At 60.3% G+C, this 21,174-nt stretch carries 14 protein-coding genes and 1 pseudogene; 9 read left to right on the top strand and 6 right to left on the bottom strand.

Annotation, left to right across the window (positions count from 1 at the left end):
• Positions 1–131: 131 nt before the first annotated feature.
• The 4 genes and pseudogenes from LVY75_05450 to LVY75_05465 form a co-directional block, all read right to left on the bottom strand.
• Entirely contained in the window at positions 132–1,115 is a 984-nt protein-coding gene (locus tag LVY75_05450) for an ABC transporter permease (GenBank protein ID XAZ19606.1), read from the bottom strand.
• Positions 1,112–2,108 (bottom strand): annotated as a pseudogene (locus tag LVY75_05455) (ABC transporter permease). Before LVY75_05455 ends, LVY75_05450 begins: the two are co-directional and overlap by 4 nt.
• Positions 2,105–3,643 carry a sugar ABC transporter ATP-binding protein gene (locus LVY75_05460; GenBank protein XAZ19607.1) on the bottom strand — a complete coding sequence of 513 codons (1,539 nt, stop codon included), beginning with the start codon at positions 3,641–3,643 and terminating at the stop codon, positions 2,105–2,107. The pseudogene LVY75_05455 and the gene LVY75_05460 overlap by 4 nt, the downstream one beginning before the upstream one ends.
• Positions 3,644–3,721: 78 nt before the next feature.
• Complete coding sequence (locus tag LVY75_05465; protein ID XAZ19608.1) at positions 3,722–4,861, bottom strand: sugar ABC transporter substrate-binding protein; 1,140 nt, start codon at positions 4,859–4,861, stop codon at positions 3,722–3,724.
• A 234-nt stretch (positions 4,862–5,095) separates the two neighbouring features.
• On the opposite strand from LVY75_05465, the gene LVY75_05470 reads away from it, so the two are divergent.
• Complete coding sequence (locus LVY75_05470) at positions 5,096–6,118, top strand: LacI family transcriptional regulator (GenBank protein XAZ19609.1); 1,023 nt, start codon at positions 5,096–5,098, stop codon at positions 6,116–6,118.
• Here the strand turns inward: LVY75_05470 and LVY75_05475 are convergent.
• Positions 6,115–8,418 (bottom strand): FdhF/YdeP family oxidoreductase, encoded by a 2,304-nt coding sequence (locus LVY75_05475; GenBank protein XAZ19610.1) that lies wholly within the window; start codon positions 8,416–8,418, stop codon positions 6,115–6,117. The genes LVY75_05470 and LVY75_05475 overlap by 4 nt on opposite strands.
• A gap of 248 nt (positions 8,419–8,666) precedes the next feature.
• Here LVY75_05475 and LVY75_05480 point away from each other — a divergent pair, with 248 nt between their 5' ends.
• From LVY75_05480 to cysG, 7 genes are all read left to right on the top strand, one after another.
• Positions 8,667–9,254 carry an ANTAR domain-containing response regulator gene (locus tag LVY75_05480; protein XAZ19611.1) on the top strand — a complete coding sequence of 196 codons (588 nt, stop codon included), beginning with the start codon at positions 8,667–8,669 and terminating at the stop codon, positions 9,252–9,254.
• A 37-nt stretch (positions 9,255–9,291) separates the two neighbouring features.
• Positions 9,292–10,575 (top strand): ABC transporter substrate-binding protein, encoded by a 1,284-nt coding sequence (locus LVY75_05485; protein XAZ19612.1) that lies wholly within the window; start codon positions 9,292–9,294, stop codon positions 10,573–10,575.
• Positions 10,576–11,028: 453 nt separating this feature from the next.
• Complete coding sequence (locus LVY75_05490; protein ID XAZ19613.1) at positions 11,029–12,270, top strand: NarK/NasA family nitrate transporter; 1,242 nt, start codon at positions 11,029–11,031, stop codon at positions 12,268–12,270.
• Between the two features lie 17 nt (positions 12,271–12,287).
• Complete coding sequence (gene nirB / locus LVY75_05495) at positions 12,288–14,738, top strand: nitrite reductase large subunit NirB (protein XAZ19614.1); 2,451 nt, start codon at positions 12,288–12,290, stop codon at positions 14,736–14,738.
• Between the two features lie 11 nt (positions 14,739–14,749).
• Complete coding sequence (gene nirD / locus LVY75_05500) at positions 14,750–15,079, top strand: nitrite reductase small subunit NirD (GenBank protein ID XAZ19615.1); 330 nt, start codon at positions 14,750–14,752, stop codon at positions 15,077–15,079.
• A complete protein-coding gene (locus LVY75_05505; protein ID XAZ21330.1) occupies positions 15,079–17,733 on the top strand; it encodes a molybdopterin-dependent oxidoreductase in 2,655 nt (884 codons plus the stop codon). Before nirD ends, LVY75_05505 begins: the two co-directional genes overlap by 1 nt.
• Positions 17,705–19,180 (top strand): siroheme synthase CysG, encoded by a 1,476-nt coding sequence (gene cysG / locus LVY75_05510; GenBank protein XAZ19616.1) that lies wholly within the window; start codon positions 17,705–17,707, stop codon positions 19,178–19,180. Before LVY75_05505 ends, cysG begins: the two co-directional genes overlap by 29 nt.
• A gap of 42 nt (positions 19,181–19,222) precedes the next feature.
• Here cysG and LVY75_05515 read toward each other — a convergent pair whose 3' ends face one another.
• Positions 19,223–20,110 carry an AraC family transcriptional regulator gene (locus tag LVY75_05515; protein ID XAZ21331.1) on the bottom strand — a complete coding sequence of 296 codons (888 nt, stop codon included), beginning with the start codon at positions 20,108–20,110 and terminating at the stop codon, positions 19,223–19,225.
• A gap of 220 nt (positions 20,111–20,330) precedes the next feature.
• Here LVY75_05515 and LVY75_05520 point away from each other — a divergent pair, with 220 nt between their 5' ends.
• On the top strand, positions 20,331–21,086 hold the full coding sequence (locus LVY75_05520; GenBank protein ID XAZ19617.1) for an SDR family oxidoreductase: 756 nt from the start codon (positions 20,331–20,333) through the stop codon (positions 21,084–21,086).
• Positions 21,087–21,174: the final 88 nt, after the last annotated feature.

Here is a 21,174-nt window from a genome sequence, read left to right on the forward strand (position 1 = left end):
CGATGCACCGGAAGTTGGCCCCTACCAGGAATTGTCGATAGCAGCATCGTCTCCAGCTTCGGCTCGCGTGACCCATCCGCCGAAACATCGAGGCAAGTGACTGCCCGGATGGACTGAAATACTGAATTTCGTCACAAGACCTTCTGCCGCCCATAAAGCAGCAGCATGCCGATGATGACGGCGCCATAGATCAACTGACGGCCAGCCTCCTCGATCTGCATGACCGAGAGAATCGACTGCAGCAGAGTGATCAGGATGACGCCGGCGACAGTTCCGAGATAGGAGCCCTTGCCGCCAAGCACGTGCGTACCGCCAAGCACCACGGCAGCAATCGACGGCAGAAGATAGGCGTCACCCATGGACTGGGATGCTTTCGAAGCATAACCGGCGAGAAGCACGCCGCCGAGTGCGCTGAGACCGCCCGACATAATGAAGGCAAGAAGGGTGATCCTGCGCGTATTGATGCCGGACATGTAGGCGGCACGTTCGCGGTTGCCGATCGCATAGAGCGACCGGCCGAAGGTCGTGCGTGTCAGCAAGAAGACGGCGAGCAAGCCGACGGCGAGCCAGACGAGAACGCCGTTCGGAAGCCCGGGAATGGCATAGCCGGTTGCCAGGAAGCGCATGGCGGCCGAGGCCGAATCCTGCGGCGAGAAACCGCCGGTGTAGACGACCATCAGCCCTTGCGCGACAGCGTTGGTCGCAAGCGTGATGATCATCGAGGGAATGCGCAGATAGGCAACCGCGATGCCGTTGACGAGGCCGATCGTGGCACCGCAGAGAATACCGAAGGGGATTGCGAGAACCGCGCCGGTCGTTCCGTAAGCAGTGGCAGCGCAAGCCATCATCGCTCCTGTCGTCACCACCCAGGGCACCGACAGGTCGATCTGGCCAAGCAGGATGACCGCCATCATGCCGGTTGCGATGACGCCGAGGAAAGAGGCCACTTTCAACTGCTGCAGCAGGTAGTCCAGCGACAGGAAATTAGAGGAGTAGAGCGAGCCGCCAAGGAGCAGCAGGATGATGCAGCCGAAGGCGATTGCCACAGCCGGATCGACGCCGCGCAGTCGGGCGGGCACAGGAATTTGCCGCATTGTGGAAGCATCCTCGCTCATTGGAACCACTCCAGACGATTGCGAACACGCGACAGGCCAATGCAGCCGATACTGACCGCCAACATCAGCACCACGCCTTGAAAGAGCGGCTGCCAGAGCGGATCGAGATCGAAGACGAACAACAGGTCGCCGATAGTGCGGAAGGCCAGCGCACCGAAGACGGCACCAACGGCGCTTCCCTTTCCCCCCGCAAGCGAGACACCACCGAGCACCACTGCCGCGATCGAATAGAGCGTATAGGCGTTACCGCTCGCAAAGGCCGCCTCGCCCGTATACGAGAAAAAAAGTCAGATAGAGCCCGCCAATTGCCGAAAGCAGGCCTGCCAGCGCGTAAGCCGCGAGCTTTGCCCTCTTTACCGGCATCGCCGACATGTAGGCGGCGTTTTCCGCCGATCCGACCGCATAGGCGGTGCGGCCGAGGACCGAACGGCTGAAGGGCACCCAGATTATCAGTACGATGAGTGCAAGCACGACGAGGCTTGCCGGCACGACGCCAAAGAGCTTCGAGGTGAAGACATCGGCAAGATCTTCATTGACCGAGCCGCCCGGTGTGGGCCGCAACAGCAATGCCAGCCCGTAAAAGACCGCACTGGTCGCAATGGTGGTGACGATCGGCTGCAACCGACCGAAAATGATGACCAGCCCATTGAGCAGACCGCAGGCGAGACCCGTCAGGAGCACAGCTGCGACACCCAGCCCGGTCTGCAGCGGCGTGCCGACCACGAGCCATGAGGCCAGGCAGTTGCACAGGATGAGGATCATGCCGACAGAAAGATCGATGCCAGCCGTGATGACCACGAAACATTGCGCCATGGCCACGAAAGCCAGCAACGTTGCCTTGTTGGCGGCGGTCTGCACCACGTTCGGCGTGAAGCCGGCGGGATGGTTGGAAACATAGATGATGAACATCAGGATGAAGAGCAGCGCTGCGAAAAGCGTGCCCTTCTGCTGAACGTACCGATAGCGCCATTCGCCCGTCGACTGCCTGCTCATTGGGCCATCCTTTTCTGCGCCTCGCCGGCATCGATGTTGAGCGCGGCACTGACCAGTTCGCGTTCGGTGATCTCGTCCCCCTCGAGGACGCGGATGATGCTGCCATCATACATGACGAGCACGCGGTCGCAGCAGCCCACCAGCTCGTCATAGTCAGTCGAATAGAAGATGATGGCCGCACCCGCATCGGCAAGTTTGCGCAGCAAGGCATAGATTTCCTGCTTGGTGCCAACATCGATGCCACGGGTCGGATCGTTGAGAAGGATGATGCGCGGCCTGTTCATCAGCCACTTGGCGATCACCACCTTCTGCTGGTTGCCACCAGACAGGGATGCGACCGGCATGTCGATCGTCGTTGCCTTGATTGACAGGAGCTTCAGGAGTTCGTCGATCTCGCGAAGCTCGGCCGCGCGGTCGATCACGCCGTTGCGCGAAACGCGGTCAAGCGCTGCGATCGACAGGTTCTCACGAACGGTCATCGGCAGCATGAGCCCTTCCGTCTTGCGATCTTCCGGGATCAGCGCCATGGAGATATCACCTGATTTCGCCGCGCCGGGGCTCTTCAACCTTATCGGTTTGCCATCGACCGCCACCTCGCCCCTGAGGTCGCGCAGCACGCCGAACAGCGCCAGCAGCAATTCACGCTGCCCCTGCCCGTCCAGTCCGCCGAAACCAATGATCTCACCGGGACGCACATCGAAGTTGATCCCGGAGAGCCGATCCCCCCAGGAGAGGTTGCGGCAGGACAGAACCGGCGCGTCTGCCTTCGGGTGCAGCGGCTTGGGCGGAAAGACGTTGGTATATTCGCGGCCGATCATCAGCTCCACCACCTGCTGGTCGGACTTGGTGCCGGCGGGATAGGATTCGATGCTGCGGCCGTTTCTAAAGACCGTGCAGTCATCGGCGAGTTCTGCAATCTCATGCATGCGATGCGAGATATAGATCAGCGCCATGCCCTCGGCCCGAAGCTGCTTCAACACGCCGAAGACCTTCTCGACATCGGATTGGGTCAGGGCCGAAGTCGCCTCGTCGAGGATCATCAGCCGCGGCTTGCGGGCGAGCGCCTTGGCGATCTCAACCATCTGGCGGCGCGAAAGCGGCAGATCCTTCACCAGAGAGGCGGGATGAATATCGGCGGCCCCGGCGCGGGCAAGTGCTTCCTCGGCAATCTGGCGCTGCTTGTTGCGGTCAATCATGCAGAAACGCAGCGGCGGATTGCTGATCACGATGTTGTCGGCCACCGAGAGATCCGGAATGAGTGACAGTTCCTGGAAAACACAGACGATACCGGCAGCATTGGCGGCAGCCGGCGAGGCAAAGGAGACTTCGTTTCCGTCGAGCAGCATGCGCCCTTCGTCAGGCGCCACCACACCGGCCATGATCTTGATGAGGGTCGATTTACCCGCGCCGTTTTCGCCAAGCACGGCGTGGATCGCGCCGGGGCGCACGGCGATATTGGCTTCCTTCAGCGCAATCGCGCCGCCATAGCGTTTCGATATGCCTTCCAGGCGCAGAAGCGGTTCGGAAAGGATCATGCATCCAGCCTCCATTCGGTCGCGTCGAGATCGAGACTGCGGGCGCGAACGCCCGCAGTCAGGTCCGGATGGTGGCGCTTACTGGTTTTCCTTGGTCTGCCCCATGATTTCCTGTGCGGAGAAGTTGATGCCGCAGGTCGGGAAGGAATTGCCGACGAAAAAGTTGTCGGATTCCTTGGGGTAGAAGTCCTCGCCTTCCTTGAAATCGGGATCGGAAACGAGTGCCGTCGGCAGCTTGACGGCCTGAGGAACGACCTGACCTTCGAGAGCGGCAATGGCAGTCTTGATGGCCACCGCAACCTGCGCCGGGCCGGTACCTGCTGATGAGCACTTCAGACCATCCCCCGCATGGGCGGCGCAGAACTTGCGGAAGCCGTTCTCCGTTTCACCGCCGAAGGGCACGAACGGATGCTTCGCGTCGATCATCGCCTGCACCACGCCGGTGTCACCGCCCTGTGCGGTGATGCCATCAAACGGACCATTGGTGGCAATCGCATCGGCCGCTGCCTTCTGCGCTACACCATCATCCCACTTGCCAACGACTTCGGTGACGGTGAATTTCTTGCCGGAAGCATCCAGAGCTTCATGAATCCCGTTATGGCGATCGGTATCGACGGAAGTGCCGGCTACGCCGCGTACTTCCAGGATCTTGCCGCCCTGCGGCAGGTGTTTTGCCAGCCAGTTGGCCCAGATGACGCCAAGGCCCTTCTGGTCGACGTTGACGTTGATTGCGTCCTTGGTGTCAAGGATGTTGTCGAAGGCGACGAGAACGACGCCGGCCTCCTTGGCGCGCTTGATGACCGGACCGAAGGCTGTCGGGTTCTGGGCGTTGACGACGACGGCATCATAGCCGGCATCGATGAAGTTGTTGATCGCGGAAATCTGGGCAGGAACGTCCTCGCCGGTCGATACGACCTTGAATTCTTTCAGCTTGGCGGCGACATCCGGTTGGGCAGCGTATGCCTTTGCCGTCTGCACCATCTGGATGCGCCAGGTATTGGCGATGTAGCCATTTGCAAGGGCGATGCGGTAAGGACCATCCTTCTTCGGATATTGCAGGAACTGGGTTTCGGCCGACCACGGAACCATGCAGTTCGGATCGGCGGCGGGGCCGGACACGACCTTTGGTTCCGCCATGGCCGTGCTGCAGAGCAGAGCAAACGCCGACGCGGAAAACGCGGCGATACGGGCCATCTTCGCTTTCTTCACCTTAAGCATTGAATGTCTCCTCCTCAGGCGGACCTAGGCCGCCCTCCACAAAATCTTATTTGCATGCTGATCCCGGAAGGTTCCATCCCATCCTTTTCCGGTACATTTCGAGCCTAACATAGTTGACAGCGCTGTCAAATCGTATTTGCTAGCGCTGTCAACTGGGATTGTCCGGATAAATATTTCGCAATTGCGAGATAAATTGCGGATCGGCATGACTTTTCTGTATGAATCGAGAGTACAATGCGAAGAGTAACTTTGGATGACGTGGCAACTCTGGCCGGTGTCAGCCCGATCACAGTCTCACGCGTGCTTCGCAAACCCGATGCAGTGTCGGAGGCCCTACGGCAGCGCGTCACCGCCGCTGTCCAGGAGCTTGGCTACGTGCCGAATATTGCGGCCAGCCGGCTCGCCTCGTCGCGAACGCACGCAATAGGCGTCATCGTGCCGACCCTCTATAATGTCATCTTTGCCGAATATCTCTTCGCTCTGCACGACGTGCTTGTCGCGGCGGGCTTCCAGGTCATCGTCGTCAACAGCCGCTATTCCGAGCAGGAAGAGGAAAATGCCATAAAGGTGTTGCTCGGCCAAAGGGTCGAAGCGATCATCATCGCCGGTACCCATCACACGCCACTTGCCCGCCAGCTTCTCACGCGCGCGCATCTGCCCGTCGTTGAGACATTCGAGCTCTCGCCCGATCCGATCGACCTCAATATCGGCATGCTGCAGGATCGTGCCGGGCAAGCAGCGACGCAGCATCTCATCGACCAAGGCTTTGATCGTGTCGCCTTCCTCGCCGGCAATCTCGACCACCGGGCCCAATCCCGCTTTGATGGCTACCGTCTGGCGATGCAGGAGTCAGGACTGCAGAAGCTCGAAATCATCACGCAATGGCAGCGGCACAGCTCGGTTGCGCTCGGGTCCGATCTCCTGACTCTCATGCATGAACGTGGCGACCGGCCGGAAGCGATCTTCTGCATCGACGACAACCTGGCGCTCGGCGCCATGCAGGAGTGCCGCAAGCGTGGCATCCGCGTGCCTGACGACATCGCCATCATCGGTTTCCACGATCTCGAATTTTCGGCCTGTGCGTCACCCTCCCTGTCATCGATCATGACGAGGCGGTTCGAGACGGGCAAGCTAGCCGCGGAAAAAGTGCTGTCGGCCCTCAATTCGACGAGCCGCCAGCCACCAAATCAGATCGACCTTGGCTTCGAGGTCATCGCCCGCGAAAGCACGGGAGGGACAATTGCGGTCTCACGCTAAGCCGCAGCCTGAGCCTCGCTCTTGGTGATCGCGACGGGAACACCCTTGTAGCTCGGCGTGCCCGATTTGCGGTCATAGTGATCAAGCGCGATCACCGCATTCATTTCCGGGTAATAGCCTGCCACCGAACCGACGGGGATATTATATTCGACAGCCGTGAAACCGATGGCGGTTTTCCCGCCACCGTGGCCGGTGGCCGAGCGGATATCGATCCTGTCTCCGTCACGCAGGCCCCGTTCAGCGAGATCCTGACCGCTCATGAATATCACGTCGCGGCGGCCGAAAATGCCGCGGTAGCGATCGTCGAGGCCATAGACGGTCGTGTTGTACTGGTCGTGGCTGCGCAGCGTCGTCAGCACCAGGGTCGCGGGGTTCTTCAGGCGGGGATCTTCGTCGAGACCGGGAGCGATGAGGAAGTTCGCCTTGCCGCTCGCAGTCTTCCAGACCCGATAGGAAGCCGGAACATCCAGCCGAAAACCACCGGGGGCCCGGACCCGGCTGTTGAATTCATGAAAATCCGGGAAGACCACCTCGATCTTGTCTCGGATGCGATCGTAATTGGCAATCAGACCCTTCCAGTCGATGCCGTATTTTGCACCGAGCGTGGCCATTGCAATGCCTGCGATGATGGCGGGCTCGGATTTCAACAATTCGCCCGGCGGCTTCAGGAAACCGCGCGAAGCATGCACCATGGACATGGAATCCTCGACCGTCACCGCTTGCGGCCCTGATGCCTGGGTGTCGAGATCGGTCCGCCCGAGGCAGGGAAGAATGATGGAGGTCTTTGCCGTCAGGAGATGCGAGCGATTGAGCTTGGTGGCAATATGGACGGCAAGATCGAGCTTGCGCATGGCCTGGAAGGTGACATCAGGATCGGACATGGCGACGGCCAGATTGCCGCCGAGGCAGATCAGCGCCTTGGATCGGCCGGCTGCAATCGCCTCGATAGATTCGATCGCATTGTGGCCTTTCTCTGCAGAAGGGCGGAAACCAAAGGCACGCTCCATGCCGTCGATCAGCGCCTTGTTCGGGATCTCGGTGATGCCGACGGTCCGGTCCCCCTGCACATTGGAGTGGCCGCGCAGCGGGCAGAGGCCAGCGCCGGTGCGGCCGATATTGCCGCGCAGCATCAGGAAATTGGCAAGCTGCTGGACATTTGCCGTTCCGTTCGCGTGCTGCGTGATGCCCATGCCGTAGCAAAGGATGACATTGCGGGCATTGAGGTAGACATCAACGGCACTGTTCAGCGCCTCCATGGTCAGACCGGACACGCTGAGGATGTCTGCCCAGCTGGCCTTGTCGAGATCCTCCCTCAGGGCATCAATGCCAGCGGTGTGCTCGGCGATGAAATCTCGGTCGAGGACGCCCTTGCCGCCGCCGGAGAGATCGGCCACATCGCGTTCGAAGATCAGCTTCATCAGACCCTTGAGGGCGGCAAGGTCGCCACCGGTGCGGAGCTGGTGATAGGCTGATGCAATGGGCGTCGAGGATAAGGTCACCATCTCCACCGGATTTTGCGGCGCGGCGAAACGCTCGAGCGCCCGCTCCTTCAACGGGTTGAAGACGATAATCGGAACACCGCGACGGGATGCCTCGTGCAGGGTCGTCATCATGCGGGGGTGGTTGGTTCCGGGGTTATGGCCGAAGCTGAAAATGGCGTCGGCATGATCGAAATCCTCAAGCGTCACCGTACCCTTGCCGACACCGAGCGACAGCGGCAGGCCAACGCTCGTCGCCTCATGACACATGTTCGAACAATCGGGGAAATTGTTGGTGCCATAGGCCCGCACGAAGAGCTGATAGAGGAAGGCTGCCTCGTTGGAAGCGCGTCCCGACGTGTAGAATTCAGCTTCGTCGGGGCTTGCGAGCTTGTTGAGTTCCAAGCCTATCAGGCTGAATGCATCATCCCAATCGATCGTCTCGTATTTATCCGTGGCGCTATTGTATTTCAGCGGATGCGTCAGCCGGCCCTGGTCCTCAAGCTTGTGGTCGATCCATTCCCAAAGCTCGGAGACCGTGTGTTCGGCAAAGAATTCAGGTGTGACGCGCCGGGCGGTGGACTCCCAGGTGATCGCCTTTGCGCCGTTCTCGCAGAACTCGAAGGAAGAGGTGTGCTTTGGATCGGGCCAGGCGCAGCCGGGACAATCGAAACCTTCAGGCTGGTTTGCCTTGAGCAGTGTGGTACTGCCCTGTGCAACGATCTGCTGATGCTTCAGCGTTTTCGCCACCGCTTTCAGCGCATCCCACCCGCCTGCCGGATGACTGTACGCCTCAACACCTTCTGGCCGCTTGTCGCTCATCTTCGCTCTCCGTCTCCAAGATAGCCCGACGATAACAGCGAGCGCGCGGGCGGTGCATTATACTGAGGCATAGGTAGCGCAGTTGTCGACAAGTGAACGGATGCGGAAATCTTTTTCGAAAACCTCCATGAGACCTGACATTGCTCATATATAAAGCAGGCCGCCCATTATTTAATCAAATTTATAAAATGCCTAATAAATTGCCTTTCTAGCTTGTCGGCCTTGCTGCATTGCGTCATAAATGTCGCATGAGCCGGCTCGATCTGACCATCCTTGTGATCGATGAAAATACCATTCGCGCCTCCATCATCGAGGAGGGGCTGCGAGAGGCCGGCCATGCGCGCGTGACGGTCATCCACGAAGTCCAAGGCGTGGCGCGTATTATCGATACGCTGAGGCCCGACGTCATCATCATCGATATCGAGAACCCCAATCGCGACATGATGGAGCATCTGTTCCAGTTGACCCGTACGGTCGGCAGGCCGATTGCCATGTTCGTCGACCGCTCCGACACGGCCTCCATCGAGGCAGCAGTGGATGCCGGCGTGTCGGCATACATCGTCGACGGGTTGAAGAAGGAACGCGTCAAACCCATTCTCGATATGGCGGTCAGCCGCTTCAATGCATTCGACCGGCTGCAACGCGAACTTGCCGATGCCAAGTCGGCCCTCGAGGAGCGCAAGATCGTCGAACGCGCCAAAGGCATATTGATGAAGATGCGTGGCCTGTCGGAGGAGGAAGCGTTTGCGCTGCTTCGTCAGACGGCAATGAACGAGAAAAAGAAGATGTCCGACATCGCCCAGAGCGTCGTGACCGCAGCAGGGCTTTTAATGTGATGACCTCTCTGGTCGCGACTGTCCGGAGGAGGCCGGAGTGAACATGATGACGAAAAGCCTCAATCCCGATGCCGGTCTGCCAGCGCCCGCCCATGCCAACGGCGAAGGCTCCAGAACCCTGAGAGCCGGCTTCATTCCGCTCGTCGACGCTTCCGTGCTTATCGCGGCAGCGGAATTTGGCTTTGCCAAGCGGGAAGGCTTGACGCTCGATCTCGTCAAGGACGTCTCCTGGGCAAACATTCGCGACCGCCTCGCTTTCCGGCAGTTCGATATCGCCCACATGCTCTCGCCGATGCCCGTTGCCTCCATGCTCGGCCTTGGCTCCAATCCATCACCGACGATTACACCCTTCTCTCTCGGGCGCGGCGGTAATGCAATCACGCTCTCAGCCCGCCTGTTCGACAGGATGCGGGACGCCGAGAACCTATCGGAAAGCGCCAGCGCGCTGGAAAACGCCAAGGCATTGGCAAAGGTGCTAGCAGAGATGAAGGCGAGCAGCGAGCCGCTGCCGACTTTCGGCGTCACCTATCCCTTTTCCTCGCACAATTACGAATTCCGCTACTGGCTTGCCGCCGGCGGCATCGATCCGGACAAGGACGTCAAACTCGTCGTCGTGCCGCCTCCGCTGACCTCCGACGCGCTGGCCGCCGGCGCGATCGATGGTTTCTGTGTCGGCGCACCCTGGAACATGGTTGCCTCAGAGCGTGGCGTCGGTCGTATCGTCGCCGCCAAACAGGATATCTGGCCATCTGCACCGGAAAAGGTGATCGGCATGCGCCCGGAATGGGCAGACAGCCATCCGGAAACAGTCTCCCGACTGATCGTCGCCCTCGACGCGACGGCACGCTGGTGCGACCAGCCGGACAACCACGATGCACTGGCCGAGGCCCTGGCGGATGCCCGCTACATCGCAGCACCGGTTCACATCATCCGCCATGTGCTGGCAGGCGAGTTCAGCCTCGACGCAAAAGGGAACCGGCGCATCATCGACAATTACTTCATGTTCCATTCGGGTTTTGCCAATTATCCTCGCACCAGCCAGGCACTCTGGATCTACAGTCAGATGATCCGCTGGGGTCAGGCCGAACTCGGACTCAATCCAGCACGCGCAGCTGCTTCCGCCTACCGCCCTGACCTCTATCGCGCAGCCCTTGGCGAGGGCAGCGCACCGATCGATGCCGACGTGCGCATCGAAGGGGCCGACGAAGCCGACCGCTTCATGGATGGTCACGTTTTCGACCCATCGAAACTGCCGGATTATGTTGCGGGCTTTGCGGTAAAGAGCGTCTTGCCCTTCGCTTCCAGCAGCGAAGGAATTTAATCTCATGCTCGCCTGCACAAAACGCCATCAGAGATTTGCACCGACCTCACAATCGCGCACAAAAGATTTGCACAAACGACAGCGGCCCAAAAAACCAGCAGCCGATGGATTTCTAAAAAATCCTTTAGATTCAATTCACTGGGACAGCCTCCGCAAACTGGCACGCGGTTTGCTTTGATAGTTATGCACTGATCAAAGGCGATCAGAGCAGAATGAGCGCACGATAGGCGCTCATTGAGGATACAGGAGTACCCTTGTGCAATCTGTCATACGGATTGCTTGAGGCAGATGGGCCAGAAGGCCATGAATTCGGCGTCCAACGACGGGCGTCACCAGCAAAGCCGCTGATCAGGATATTTCGCGCGCCTCGTGTATGCGCGTCCTGACCAGCGGCTTTTTGTTTTTAACCCCCAGCGATGGATCGGCACGACCTTGTCGGGCCACGGAGAAGCCATGACTGTCATCAAGAAAGCGCAGCCCATGTCCGCCGGCGAACCAGCCAAAGCACTGTGGATCTCCACGGTCGCCTTCACGCTCTGTTTTGCGGTCTGGACGATCTTTGCGATCATCGGCATTCGCATCAAGCAGGAACTCGGGCTGAACGAAGCCGAGTTCGGACTGCTTATCGGCACCCCTGTGCTGACCGGCTCGCTCGTGCGCATCGTGCTTGGCATCTGGACCGGACGTTACGGCGGCCGTCTCGTTTATACGCTGACCATGCTTGCCGCTGCAGTCGCAACCTTTCTGCTCTCCTACGCCCACACCTATACGCAGATGCTGATCGCCGGCTTGGGTGTCGGGCTCGCCGGCGGCTCGTTTGCGGTCGGCGTCGCCTATGTCTCGCCCTTCTTTCCAGCGGAGAAGCAAGGTACCGCACTTGGCATCTTCGGTGCAGGCAATGTGGGCGCGGCCGTGACAAAATTCGCAGCCCCCTTCGTGCTTTTGGCTTGGGGCTGGCAGGCAGTCGCTGAAATATGGGCGGCCGGTCTGGCGCTGATGGCAATCATTTTCTGGTTCACCACAACGGATGATCCGGCCTTTCGTCTTCGCCGCGAACGCGGCGTCGCCTCCAAAAGCCTCGCCCAGGAATTCGCGCCATTGCAGAACCTTCAGGTCTGGCGCTTCTCACTCTATTACTTCTTCGCCTTCGGCGGCTTCGTTGCCCTCTCGCTGTGGCTGCCGCGCTATCTTGTCGGTGTCTACGGCTTCAATCTGGAAGCTGCCGGCATGATCGCCGCTGCCTATTCGATCCCGGGCAGCATCTTCCGTGCCTTCGGCGGCGTGCTGTCGGACAAGAAGGGCGCGCGCAGCGTGATGTACACGATGTTTGCCGTGTCAGCCGTGGCTACGCTCATCCTGTCGCTGCCTGCTTCCACCATCACGCCCGTCATCTTCATCGTGGTCATCTTCGTGCTCGGCTTCTTCATGAGCCTCGGCAAGGCTGCCGTCTACAAGCACATTCCGGCCTATTACCCAGAGAGCGTCGGCGCCGTTGGCGGCATCGTCGGGATGATGGGCGGCCTTGGTGGCTTCATCCTTCCGATCGCCTTTGGCCTCCTCAAGGACATGACCGGCCTCTGGTCGAGCTGTTTCCTGCTGCTCTTCGCAATCGTCGCGATCTCACTCATCTGGATGCACCTGTCCGTCAAGCAACTATCGCGCCAGGGCCACTCCGCGCCCGTGGCTGCAACCTGATCCAAGGACCTGTAAATATGACAGAAAAACTCGTTATCATCGGCAATGGCATGGCGCCTGGGCGCATGCTGGAGCACCTCTTCGAACAGGCGCCCGGACGCTACGAGGTTACGATCTTCAACGCCGAGCCACGCGTCAATTACGATCGCATCATGCTGTCGCCAGTGCTTTCTGGAGAAAAGGACTACGAGCAGATCATCATTCACGGTGATGGCTGGTACATCAAGCACGGCATAACGCTCTACAAGGGTCACAAGATCGTTAACATCGATCGCGTCGCCAAGACCGTCACCTCCGACCACGGCGTCACCGAGAGCTACGACAAGCTCGTCATCGCGACAGGCTCGGTACCCTTCATCATTCCGGTGCCCGGAAAGGATCTTCGCGGCGTCATCACCTACCGCGACCTCGACGACGTGCAGGCCATGCTGCTTGCAGCCCAATCGCGCGAAAAGGCCATCGTCATCGGCGGCGGTCTCCTCGGGCTCGAAGCAGCCGCCGGTCTCGCCCAGCGCGGCATGGATGTCACTGTGCTGCACGTCATGCCGACGCTGATGGAGCGCCAGCTCGATCCCGCCGCCGGCTACCTCTTACAGAAGGCTGTCGAGGACCGCGGCATCAAGGTTATCTGCAAAGCCAACACCAAACAGATCATCGGCAACGGCAAGGTGGAAGGCGTCGAGCTCGACAACGGCACGATCATCCCTGCCACGCTTGTCGTCATGGCCGTCGGCATTCGCCCGAACGTCAATCTCGCCAAGGACGCCGGGCTCGCCGTCAATCGCGGCATTGTCGTCGATGCCGGCATGCAGACCTCGGACGGCGATATCTACGCGCTCGGCGAATGCGCCGAGGTGGGCGGCATGGTCTATGGCCTCGTCGCGCCGCTCTACGAGATGGCCCGTGTCGCCGCCGCCCATCTGTCCGACGATAAGAAGCCGGCCTTTGCGCATTCCGACACGCCGACGAAGCTCAAGGTTACCGGTATCGAACTCTACTCGATCGGCGATTTCGCCGACGGCGACGACCGGCAGGAAATCGTGCTGCGCGATGCGACTGCGGGGATCTACAAGCGCCTTGTGCTGAAAGACAACCGCATCATCGGTACGGTGCTTTATGGCGAGACCTCCGACGGCGCCTGGTTCAATGACCTCAAGAAAAAGGCGGTCGACATCTCCGAGATGCGCGACACTCTGATCTTCGGCCAGGCCTATCAGGGAGGGTCCCCATTGGACCCTATGGCGGCCGTTGCAGCCTTGCCGGATGATGCGGAAATCTGCGGCTGCAACGGCGTCTGCAAGGGCAAAATCACTTCAACGATCACGGCCAAGGGGCTGACATCGCTCGATGATGTGCGCGCCCATACGAAGGCATCGGCCTCCTGCGGCTCCTGCACCGGCCTTGTCGAACAGCTCATGTCCTTGACGCTGGGGGATGCCTATAACCCAAAAGCCGTGCAGCCGATGTGCACCTGCACCGAGCTCGGCCATGATGACGTGCGCCGCCTCATCAAGGCAAAGAAGCTGAAGACCATTCCCGCCGTCATGCAGGAGCTGGAATGGAAGACATCGGGCGGCTGCGCCAAATGTCGCCCGGCGCTCAATTACTACCTCGTCTGCGACTGGCCGGATGAATATGCCGACGACTACCAGTCGCGTTTCATCAATGAACGCGTCCACGCCAACATCCAGAAGGATGGTACCTATTCCGTCGTGCCGCGCATGTGGGGCGGCGTGACCAGCTCCGGCGAACTGCGCGCCATCGCCGATGTCGTCGACAAGTTCGCAATCCCGATGGTCAAGGTCACCGGCGGCCAGCGCATCGATCTGCTCGGCGTCGAAAAGGAAGACCTTCCGGCAGTCTGGGCCGATCTTGGCAAGGCCGGCTTCATCTCGGGCCAGGCCTATGCCAAGGGCCTGCGCACGGTGAAGACCTGCGTCGGCTCCGACTGGTGCCGCTTCGGAACGCAGGATTCCACGGGTCTCGGCATCCGCATCGAGAAATTCATGTGGGGCTCCTGGACACCGGCAAAGCTGAAGATGGCAGTGTCAGGATGTCCGCGGAACTGCGCCGAGGCCACCTGCAAGGATATCGGCGTGATCTGCGTGGATTCCGGCTTCGAGATCCATTTCGCCGGAGCTGCGGGCCTCGACATCAAGGGCACGGAGGTGCTCGGCCTGGTGAGGACCGAGGACGAGGCGCTCGAACATATCGTGGCGCTGACGCAGATGTACCGCGAACAGGGCCGCTATCTCGAGCGCATCTATAAATGGGCCAAGCGCATCGGCCTCGACGAGATCCGCCGGCAGATCATGGAGGATCACGACAAGCGCAAGGCCTATTACGAACGCTTCGTCTTTTCCCAGAAATTCGCTCAGGTCGACCCCTGGTCGGAACGCGTCTCCGGCAAGGACAAGCACGAATTCCGGCCGATGGCGACCATCGGTTTCAGTCAGGCAGCCGAGTGAGGAGAACCATCATGAACTGGCACCCGATCGGCGACATTTCCGATATTCCGCTGCGCGGATCGCGCTGCGTGAAAACCCCGCAGATGAACATCGCCGTCTTCCGCACGGGCGAACACGAGGTCTATGCGATCGAAAATCGCTGCCCTCACAAAGGCGGCCCGCTCTCGGAAGGCATCGTGCACGGCAATGCCGTCACCTGCCCTCTGCACAACTGGGTGATCTCGCTGGAGACCGGTAAGGCGCTCGGTGCCGATGATGGTGCGGTGCGTACCATCCCGCTCAGGAACGAGGGCGGCATGCTCTATATCGCGCTCGAAAGCCTTGTCATGGCGGCGGAATGATGGGAGCAGAAGTCAAGACTACCTGTCCTTATTGCGGCGTCGGCTGCGGCGTGATCGCCAAAGTGGATGATACCGGCACCGTAACAGTGAAGGGCGACCCTGAGCATCCGGCCAATTTCGGCCGGCTCTGTTCCAAGGGTTCGGCGCTTGCCGAAACGATCGATCTCGATGGTCGCCTGTTCCATCCTGAAATCAAGGGCAGAGAGGCAGGCTGGGATGAGGCGCTCGATCTCGTCGCCAGCAGGTTTTCCGAGACCATTTCCGAACATGGCCCCGATTCCGTCGCCTTCTATGTCTCGGGTCAGCTTCTGACAGAAGACTATTACGTCGCCAACAAGCTGATGAAGGGCTTCATCGGCTCTGCCAATATCGACACCAATTCTCGCCTCTGCATGTCGTCCTCGGTCGCCGGTCATCGCCGCGCTTTCGGCTCGGATACGGTGCCCGGCCTCTATGAGGATCTGGAACTTGCCGATCTTGTCATACTCACGGGGTCCAACCTTGCCTGGTGCCATCCCGTCGTCTACCAGCGGCTGGCAGCCGCCAAGGCGACCCGACCGGGCCTGAAAATCGTCGTCATCGATCCTCGCCGGACGATGACCTGCGATATCGCCGATCTGCATCTGGCCATCCGTCCGGACGGTGACGTCGCACTCTTCATGGGACTGCTTGCCCATCTCGCGGCAAGTCCTGCTATCGACCAGAACTATATAGGTGCCTATACGGAAGGTTTTGGAGCGGCCTTCGCCGCTGCCGCCGCACTAACGGTAGACGACCTGCTTGAGCGCACCGGCCTGCCGGCCATGCAGGTGAGGGAATTCTTCCGCCTGTTCGAGACGACCGAGAAAGTTGTCACCTGCTACAGCCAAGGCGTCAATCAGTCCGCTTCCGGCACCGACAAGGTCAACGCCATCATCAATTGCCATCTCGCGACGGGGCGCATCGGCCGACCCGGCATGGGGCCGTTTTCGCTGACGGGGCAGCCGAATGCGATGGGCGGCCGCGAGGTCGGTGGCCTGGCCAATATGCTGGCTGCGCATATGGCGATCGAAAGCGCTGTTGATCGCGACCGGGTGCGGCGCTTCTGGAATCGGCCTGATATTGCCGCCAAGCCCGGCCTGAAGGCTGTCGATCTGTTTCGGGCCGTCGAGGAGGGCCGCGTCAAGGCGCTCTGGATCATGGCGACCAATCCGGTCGTATCCATGCCCGATGCCCGCCGCGTCGAGGCGGCGATTGCCGCCTGCCCCTTCGTGGTCGTTTCCGACATGTTGCGCGAGACCGATACGACGCGACACGCGCATGTGCTGCTACCCTCCCTCGGCTGGGGCGAGAAGGACGGAACGGTCACCAATTCGGAACGCCGCATATCGAGGCAACGCCCTTTCCTTGCTCTGCCGGGAGAGGCACGAGCCGACTGGTGGCAGATGGCAGAAGTCGGCCGCCGGATGGGCTTTGCCGCATTCGACTACAGGTCCCCGGCCGATATTTTCGCCGAGCACGCTGCACTCTCCGCCTTCGAGAATGACGGCAGCCGCGACTTCGATATCGGCGCCTATGCCAAGACGGAGCCGGCAGACTACAATGCGCTGAAGCCGTTCCAGTGGCCGCAGCCTTTCGGGGCACAGAAAAGAGAAACGCGGTTCTTCGCCAAGGGCGGTTTCTTCCATTCCGATCGCAAGGCGCGCTTTATTGCCGTCGAAGCGCCGGCAACCGATAGAACAGATTCGGCCTATCCCTTCACGTTGAATACCGGCCGCATCCGCGACCAGTGGCACACGATGACGCGGACGGGAAAGAGCGCGCGACTGTCATCCCATATCGCCGAGCCTTTCGCGGAAATCCATCCGCGCGATGCGATGGAACTCGGCGTGGCCGATGCCGCCCTCGTGCAGATCGAAAGCAGCCATGGCAAGGCGATTATCCGCGCCCTGGTGACCGACCGGCAGGCGCGCGGCAGCGTCTTCGTGCCGATGCACTGGAGCGACCAGAATTCGGCTGAAGCGCGAATCGGCGCCGTCGTCAAACCCGCAACGGACCCCGTTTCGGGTCAGCCCGCCTCGAAGAATGTTGCGGTTGCCGTCAGCCGCTATCGCGTTGCCGCTTATGGCTTCGCCGTCAGCCTGGCAAAGCCTGATGTGGCGGACGCGGATTATTGGGCACTCGCCAAGGCCGATGGCGGATGGCGCCTGGAGCTTGCATTCCATGACGGTATTGAAGACTGGACGGCCTGGTGCCGAAAAAGCTTCGCCATTGCCGACCATATCGAGCCCTTGGGTTATGCCGACCAGCAGTCCGGCAACCGGCGGATCGCCTTCTTCGACGGAGAGAGGCTGCTTGCCGCGCTCTTCCTTGCAAGAGAGCCGGTCGCCGTCGCACGCAACTGGGCGGTGGCGCAACTGACTGCTGATCACAGCGATCTGCGTCGCCGCTTTGCCATTATCGCCGGCCGGCCTGGCGCCGACAGGCCTGATCCGGGGGCGACGGTCTGTTCCTGCTTCAGCGTCGGCGTCAACCAGATCGTCACCGCCGTTCGCTCCGGCTGCCGTAGCGTCGAAGCGATCGGCAACGAGCTCAAAGCCGGCACCAATTGCGGCTCCTGCCGTGCCGAAATCAGGGGGATCATCAATGCCTGTGTTGCAGACGCTGCCGAATGATGTTGCCGACCGGGCACCTGCCCGCATGGCGCCGCTCGCCAAACTGCCCGTCTTCTGGTCGCTTGCCGGACAAGGGGTGATCGTCGCCGGCGGCTCGGATGCCTGTGCCTGGAAGGCAGAATTGTTGGCTGCCTGCGGCGCCAGAGTCGAGATCTATTGCGAACATCTCGGCGAGGCATGCGCGACTCTCGTCGCGCGAGGTTCACCGCATCCGGAAGGCGCACTCATCCACTGTCCTATGGCATGGCGCGAGGACGTTTTTGCTGGTGCGGCGCTTGCCATAGCGGATTGCGATGAGGAGACCGAGGCTCACGCTTTCTGCGATGCTGCACGGCGAGCCGGCGTTCCTGTCAACGTGATCGACAAGCCGGCTTTCTGCCAGTTCCAATTCGGCTCCATCGTCAATCGCTCGCCCGTGGTGGTGTCGATCTCTACGGATGGCGCGGCCCCTATTCTCGCGCAGGCCATTCGCCGCCGCATCGAGACGCTGCTGCCGACATCCCTGAAATCGTGGGCGGGCCTTGCCCAGTCTCTCCGCGAGGAAATTGCTATTCGCTTGAAGCCCGGCGCAGCCCGCCGCGCCTTCTGGGAACGTTTTGTGGATCGTGCTTTCGGCGCTGAGCCGACAGAGACAAGCGTCCGCGATCTGCTGTCCGATATGCAAAGGCCGGCGCAGATGCGCCCCGTCGGACGGGTGACGCTTGTCGGCGCCGGTCCGGGCGACGCGGAGTATCTGACGCTGAAGGCGGTGCGGGCATTGCAGGCCGCCGATGTCATCCTGTTCGACGATCTCGTCTCGGACGAGGTTCTGGAACTCGCGCGGCGCGAAGCAAAGCGCCTGCTGGTCGGCAAACGCGGCGGGCGCGAAAGCTGCCGGCAGGAAGACATCAACGAGATGATGCTGACTTTCGCCAAGGCCGGCAAGAATGTTGCACGCTTGAAATCCGGCGATCCGATGATCTTCGGCCGCGCCGGCGAGGAGATCGCCTATCTGAAAAAGCACAATATTTCGGTCGAGGTCATCCCCGGCATCACGGCGGCGAGCGCCATGGCATCACGGCTCGGCATTTCCCTGACCCATCGCGATCATGCGCAGAGCGTGCAATTCGTCACCGGACATTCGCGCCATGGCAACCTGCCCGAGACGATCGACTGGCAGGCTATCGCAGACACAAGAAAAACGACGATCTTCTACATGGGTGGACGAACAGCCGGAGCAATCCAGAACAGGTTGATCGAGGCCGGGCTCGATGCAAGAACGCCTGTCGTCATCGTCAGCTCTGTTGCCAATGCCGACGAGCGGCGCTGGGCCGGCAGCCTGGACGGTCTTTCTTCGGCCATGGCGGAAATCGGCCTCGACCGGCCGGTACTGATCGGCGTCGGGGAGGTTTTCGCAGCTTGCGATTTGATGGCTGAAGCGGATCTGCCGTTCGTTTCCCAGGCTTAAGGAAGCGCCGGAACGCTGAGCAAAAACCTTGCCTTGCCAAACTCACGCCGCGGTTACACCATTTTCCAGCAACGCCCTGAGATCACGAACGGGCGGTGCTCCAAACTGGCGGGCATATTCCCTCGTGAACTGCGTGATGCTCTCATAGCCGACGGAATATGCAGCCGAACTGGCCGGAACGCCTTCCGAGATTATCTGCCTTCGCGCCTCGATCAGACGCAACTGCTTTTGGAACTGAAGTGGTGACAATGTGGTCACTGCGCGGAAATGCTGATGAAATGACGAAAGGCTCATGCCCGCCGTCTCTGCAAGCTCATTCACTCGCAAGGGACGAGCGAAGCCTTCGCGGATGATGGCTACGGCACGACCAATTCTCTCCGCGTGGCCATCTGTCTGACCGAGTGCCCGGATCGAGGTTCCGTGCTTGCCGGTCATCAGCCAGAAATGCATCTCCCTTAGATGCTGTCTCGCCAGGATCGGCATGACTGAGGGCCGATCAACGAGGCTCATGAGCCTGACGGCGGTCTCCGCGACCTCAGTTTCCGTCGGGTCTACCTTAACGGGTTTCGAAGTCGAAGCTGTCACCGGACCAATCTCCGAACCCAGTTCACGGATCATCGCGAGGTCAAGTTCGAGAACGAGAGAATAATAGGGAGCAATGCGGCTTGCCGTTGTGATCTGGCTCACCGTCGGCACGTCAGCGGTGATCAGCAGGCTATCGCCTGCACCGAAGTCGAACGTTTCCGGCCCGATGCTCACTCTCTTGCGACCCTGGAGAACCAGCGCGACCAGAGGCCTGTTGATCGCAAACTGGATTTCGCTTGGGTTCAGGGCGCGGATAGCCGTCAGACCGGCGATCGGAGTTGCTGCCGCTCCGAAGCGATCGACGTTGACGTCTGCATGACGGCGGACGATCTCCAGCAAACTCATCAGAACTCCTATGGCAATGGAGAAAAAGGCAAGTCGGAATCGTCTGCCTGCCTTAAATGACGCCAGATTAGCAGGCCCTTGAGCCAAGTCGCAAGCGCGTGAGGCAACGTCAATCTTCGCTTTCGGATAAATAGGCAATTCGTTTGGAGAAATAGGCAGCAGTTCCAATCGAGCTGGGCGCATTGTGCTGATCAGCAATCAGCACAAAAGGAGTTGACCTATGACGACAATCTCAATCGTAACCGGCGGCAGCCGTGGCCTTGGACGTAACACCGCCGTCAGCATCGCCAAGCATGGTGGCGATGTTATTTTGACCTACCGAAATGGCGCGGAAGAAGCCAAGGCTGTCGTGGCCGAAATAGAAGCTCTCGGCCGCAAGGCAGTGGCGCTGCAGCTCGACGTCGGCACCATATCGGCATTCCCGGCCTTCGCGGACGCCGTTCGATCCGTCCTGACGGTTACCTGGTCGCGTACCAATTTCGATCACCTCATCAACAATGCCGGTCACGGCGAGATGGCGGGCTTCGCAGAGACCACCGAAGCGCAGTTCGACAATCTCTTCAATGTCCACGTCAAGGGCGTCTTCTTCCTGACCCAGACCCTGCTCCCGCTCATTGTCGACGACGGCCGTATCGTCAATTTCTCGTCCGGCCTCACCCGCGTTTCCTATCCGGGATTTTCCGCCTATTCCGCAGCCAAAGGAGCGGTCGAAATCCTCACGCTCTACCTGGCAAAAGAGCTCGGAAGTCGCGGCATTACGGCGAATACGGTCGCTCCAGGTGCGATTGCGACAGATTTCCTGGGCGGAGCGGTGCGCGATACGCCCGCCTATAACGAGGCATTCGCAAAGATGATCGCCCTTGGCCGTGTCGGGCTGCCAAACGATATTGGCCCGATGATCGCCAGCCTGATTGGCCCTGACAACGGCTGGGTCACGGCACAGCGCATTGAAGTGTCTGGCGGTCAGAATATCTAGTCAACCAGGGCCGGTTCGGCGTTACGCCAGACCGGCCTCGAATGCCTTCAAAACATCTGCCCTCCCCGAGAAAATCTTGTTCCGCGAC

The organism is Sinorhizobium sp. B11, assembly GCA_039725955.1.
Taxonomy (GTDB): Bacteria; Pseudomonadota; Alphaproteobacteria; order Rhizobiales; family Rhizobiaceae; genus Rhizobium.

Excerpts from the sequence above, each read along its gene's own strand:
- LVY75_05450 (XAZ19606.1), bottom strand. The coding sequence starts at position 1,115 with ATGAGCGAGGATGCTTCCACAATGCGGCAAATTCCTGTGCCCGCCCGA.
- LVY75_05460 (XAZ19607.1), bottom strand. The coding sequence starts at position 3,643 with ATGATCCTTTCCGAACCGCTTCTGCGCCTGGAAGGCATATCGAAACGC.
- LVY75_05465 (XAZ19608.1), bottom strand. The coding sequence starts at position 4,861 with ATGCTTAAGGTGAAGAAAGCGAAGATGGCCCGTATCGCCGCGTTTTCC.
- LVY75_05470 (XAZ19609.1), top strand. The coding sequence starts at position 5,096 with ATGCGAAGAGTAACTTTGGATGACGTGGCAACTCTGGCCGGTGTCAGC.
- LVY75_05475 (XAZ19610.1), bottom strand. The coding sequence starts at position 8,418 with ATGAGCGACAAGCGGCCAGAAGGTGTTGAGGCGTACAGTCATCCGGCA.
- LVY75_05480 (XAZ19611.1), top strand. The coding sequence starts at position 8,667 with ATGAGCCGGCTCGATCTGACCATCCTTGTGATCGATGAAAATACCATT.
- LVY75_05490 (XAZ19613.1), top strand. The coding sequence starts at position 11,029 with ATGACTGTCATCAAGAAAGCGCAGCCCATGTCCGCCGGCGAACCAGCC.
- nirB (XAZ19614.1), top strand. The coding sequence starts at position 12,288 with ATGACAGAAAAACTCGTTATCATCGGCAATGGCATGGCGCCTGGGCGC.
- nirD (XAZ19615.1), top strand. The coding sequence starts at position 14,750 with ATGAACTGGCACCCGATCGGCGACATTTCCGATATTCCGCTGCGCGGA.
- LVY75_05505 (XAZ21330.1), top strand. The coding sequence starts at position 15,079 with ATGGGAGCAGAAGTCAAGACTACCTGTCCTTATTGCGGCGTCGGCTGC.
- cysG (XAZ19616.1), top strand. The coding sequence starts at position 17,705 with ATGCCTGTGTTGCAGACGCTGCCGAATGATGTTGCCGACCGGGCACCT.
- LVY75_05515 (XAZ21331.1), bottom strand. The coding sequence starts at position 20,110 with ATGAGTTTGCTGGAGATCGTCCGCCGTCATGCAGACGTCAACGTCGAT.
- LVY75_05520 (XAZ19617.1), top strand. The coding sequence starts at position 20,331 with ATGACGACAATCTCAATCGTAACCGGCGGCAGCCGTGGCCTTGGACGT.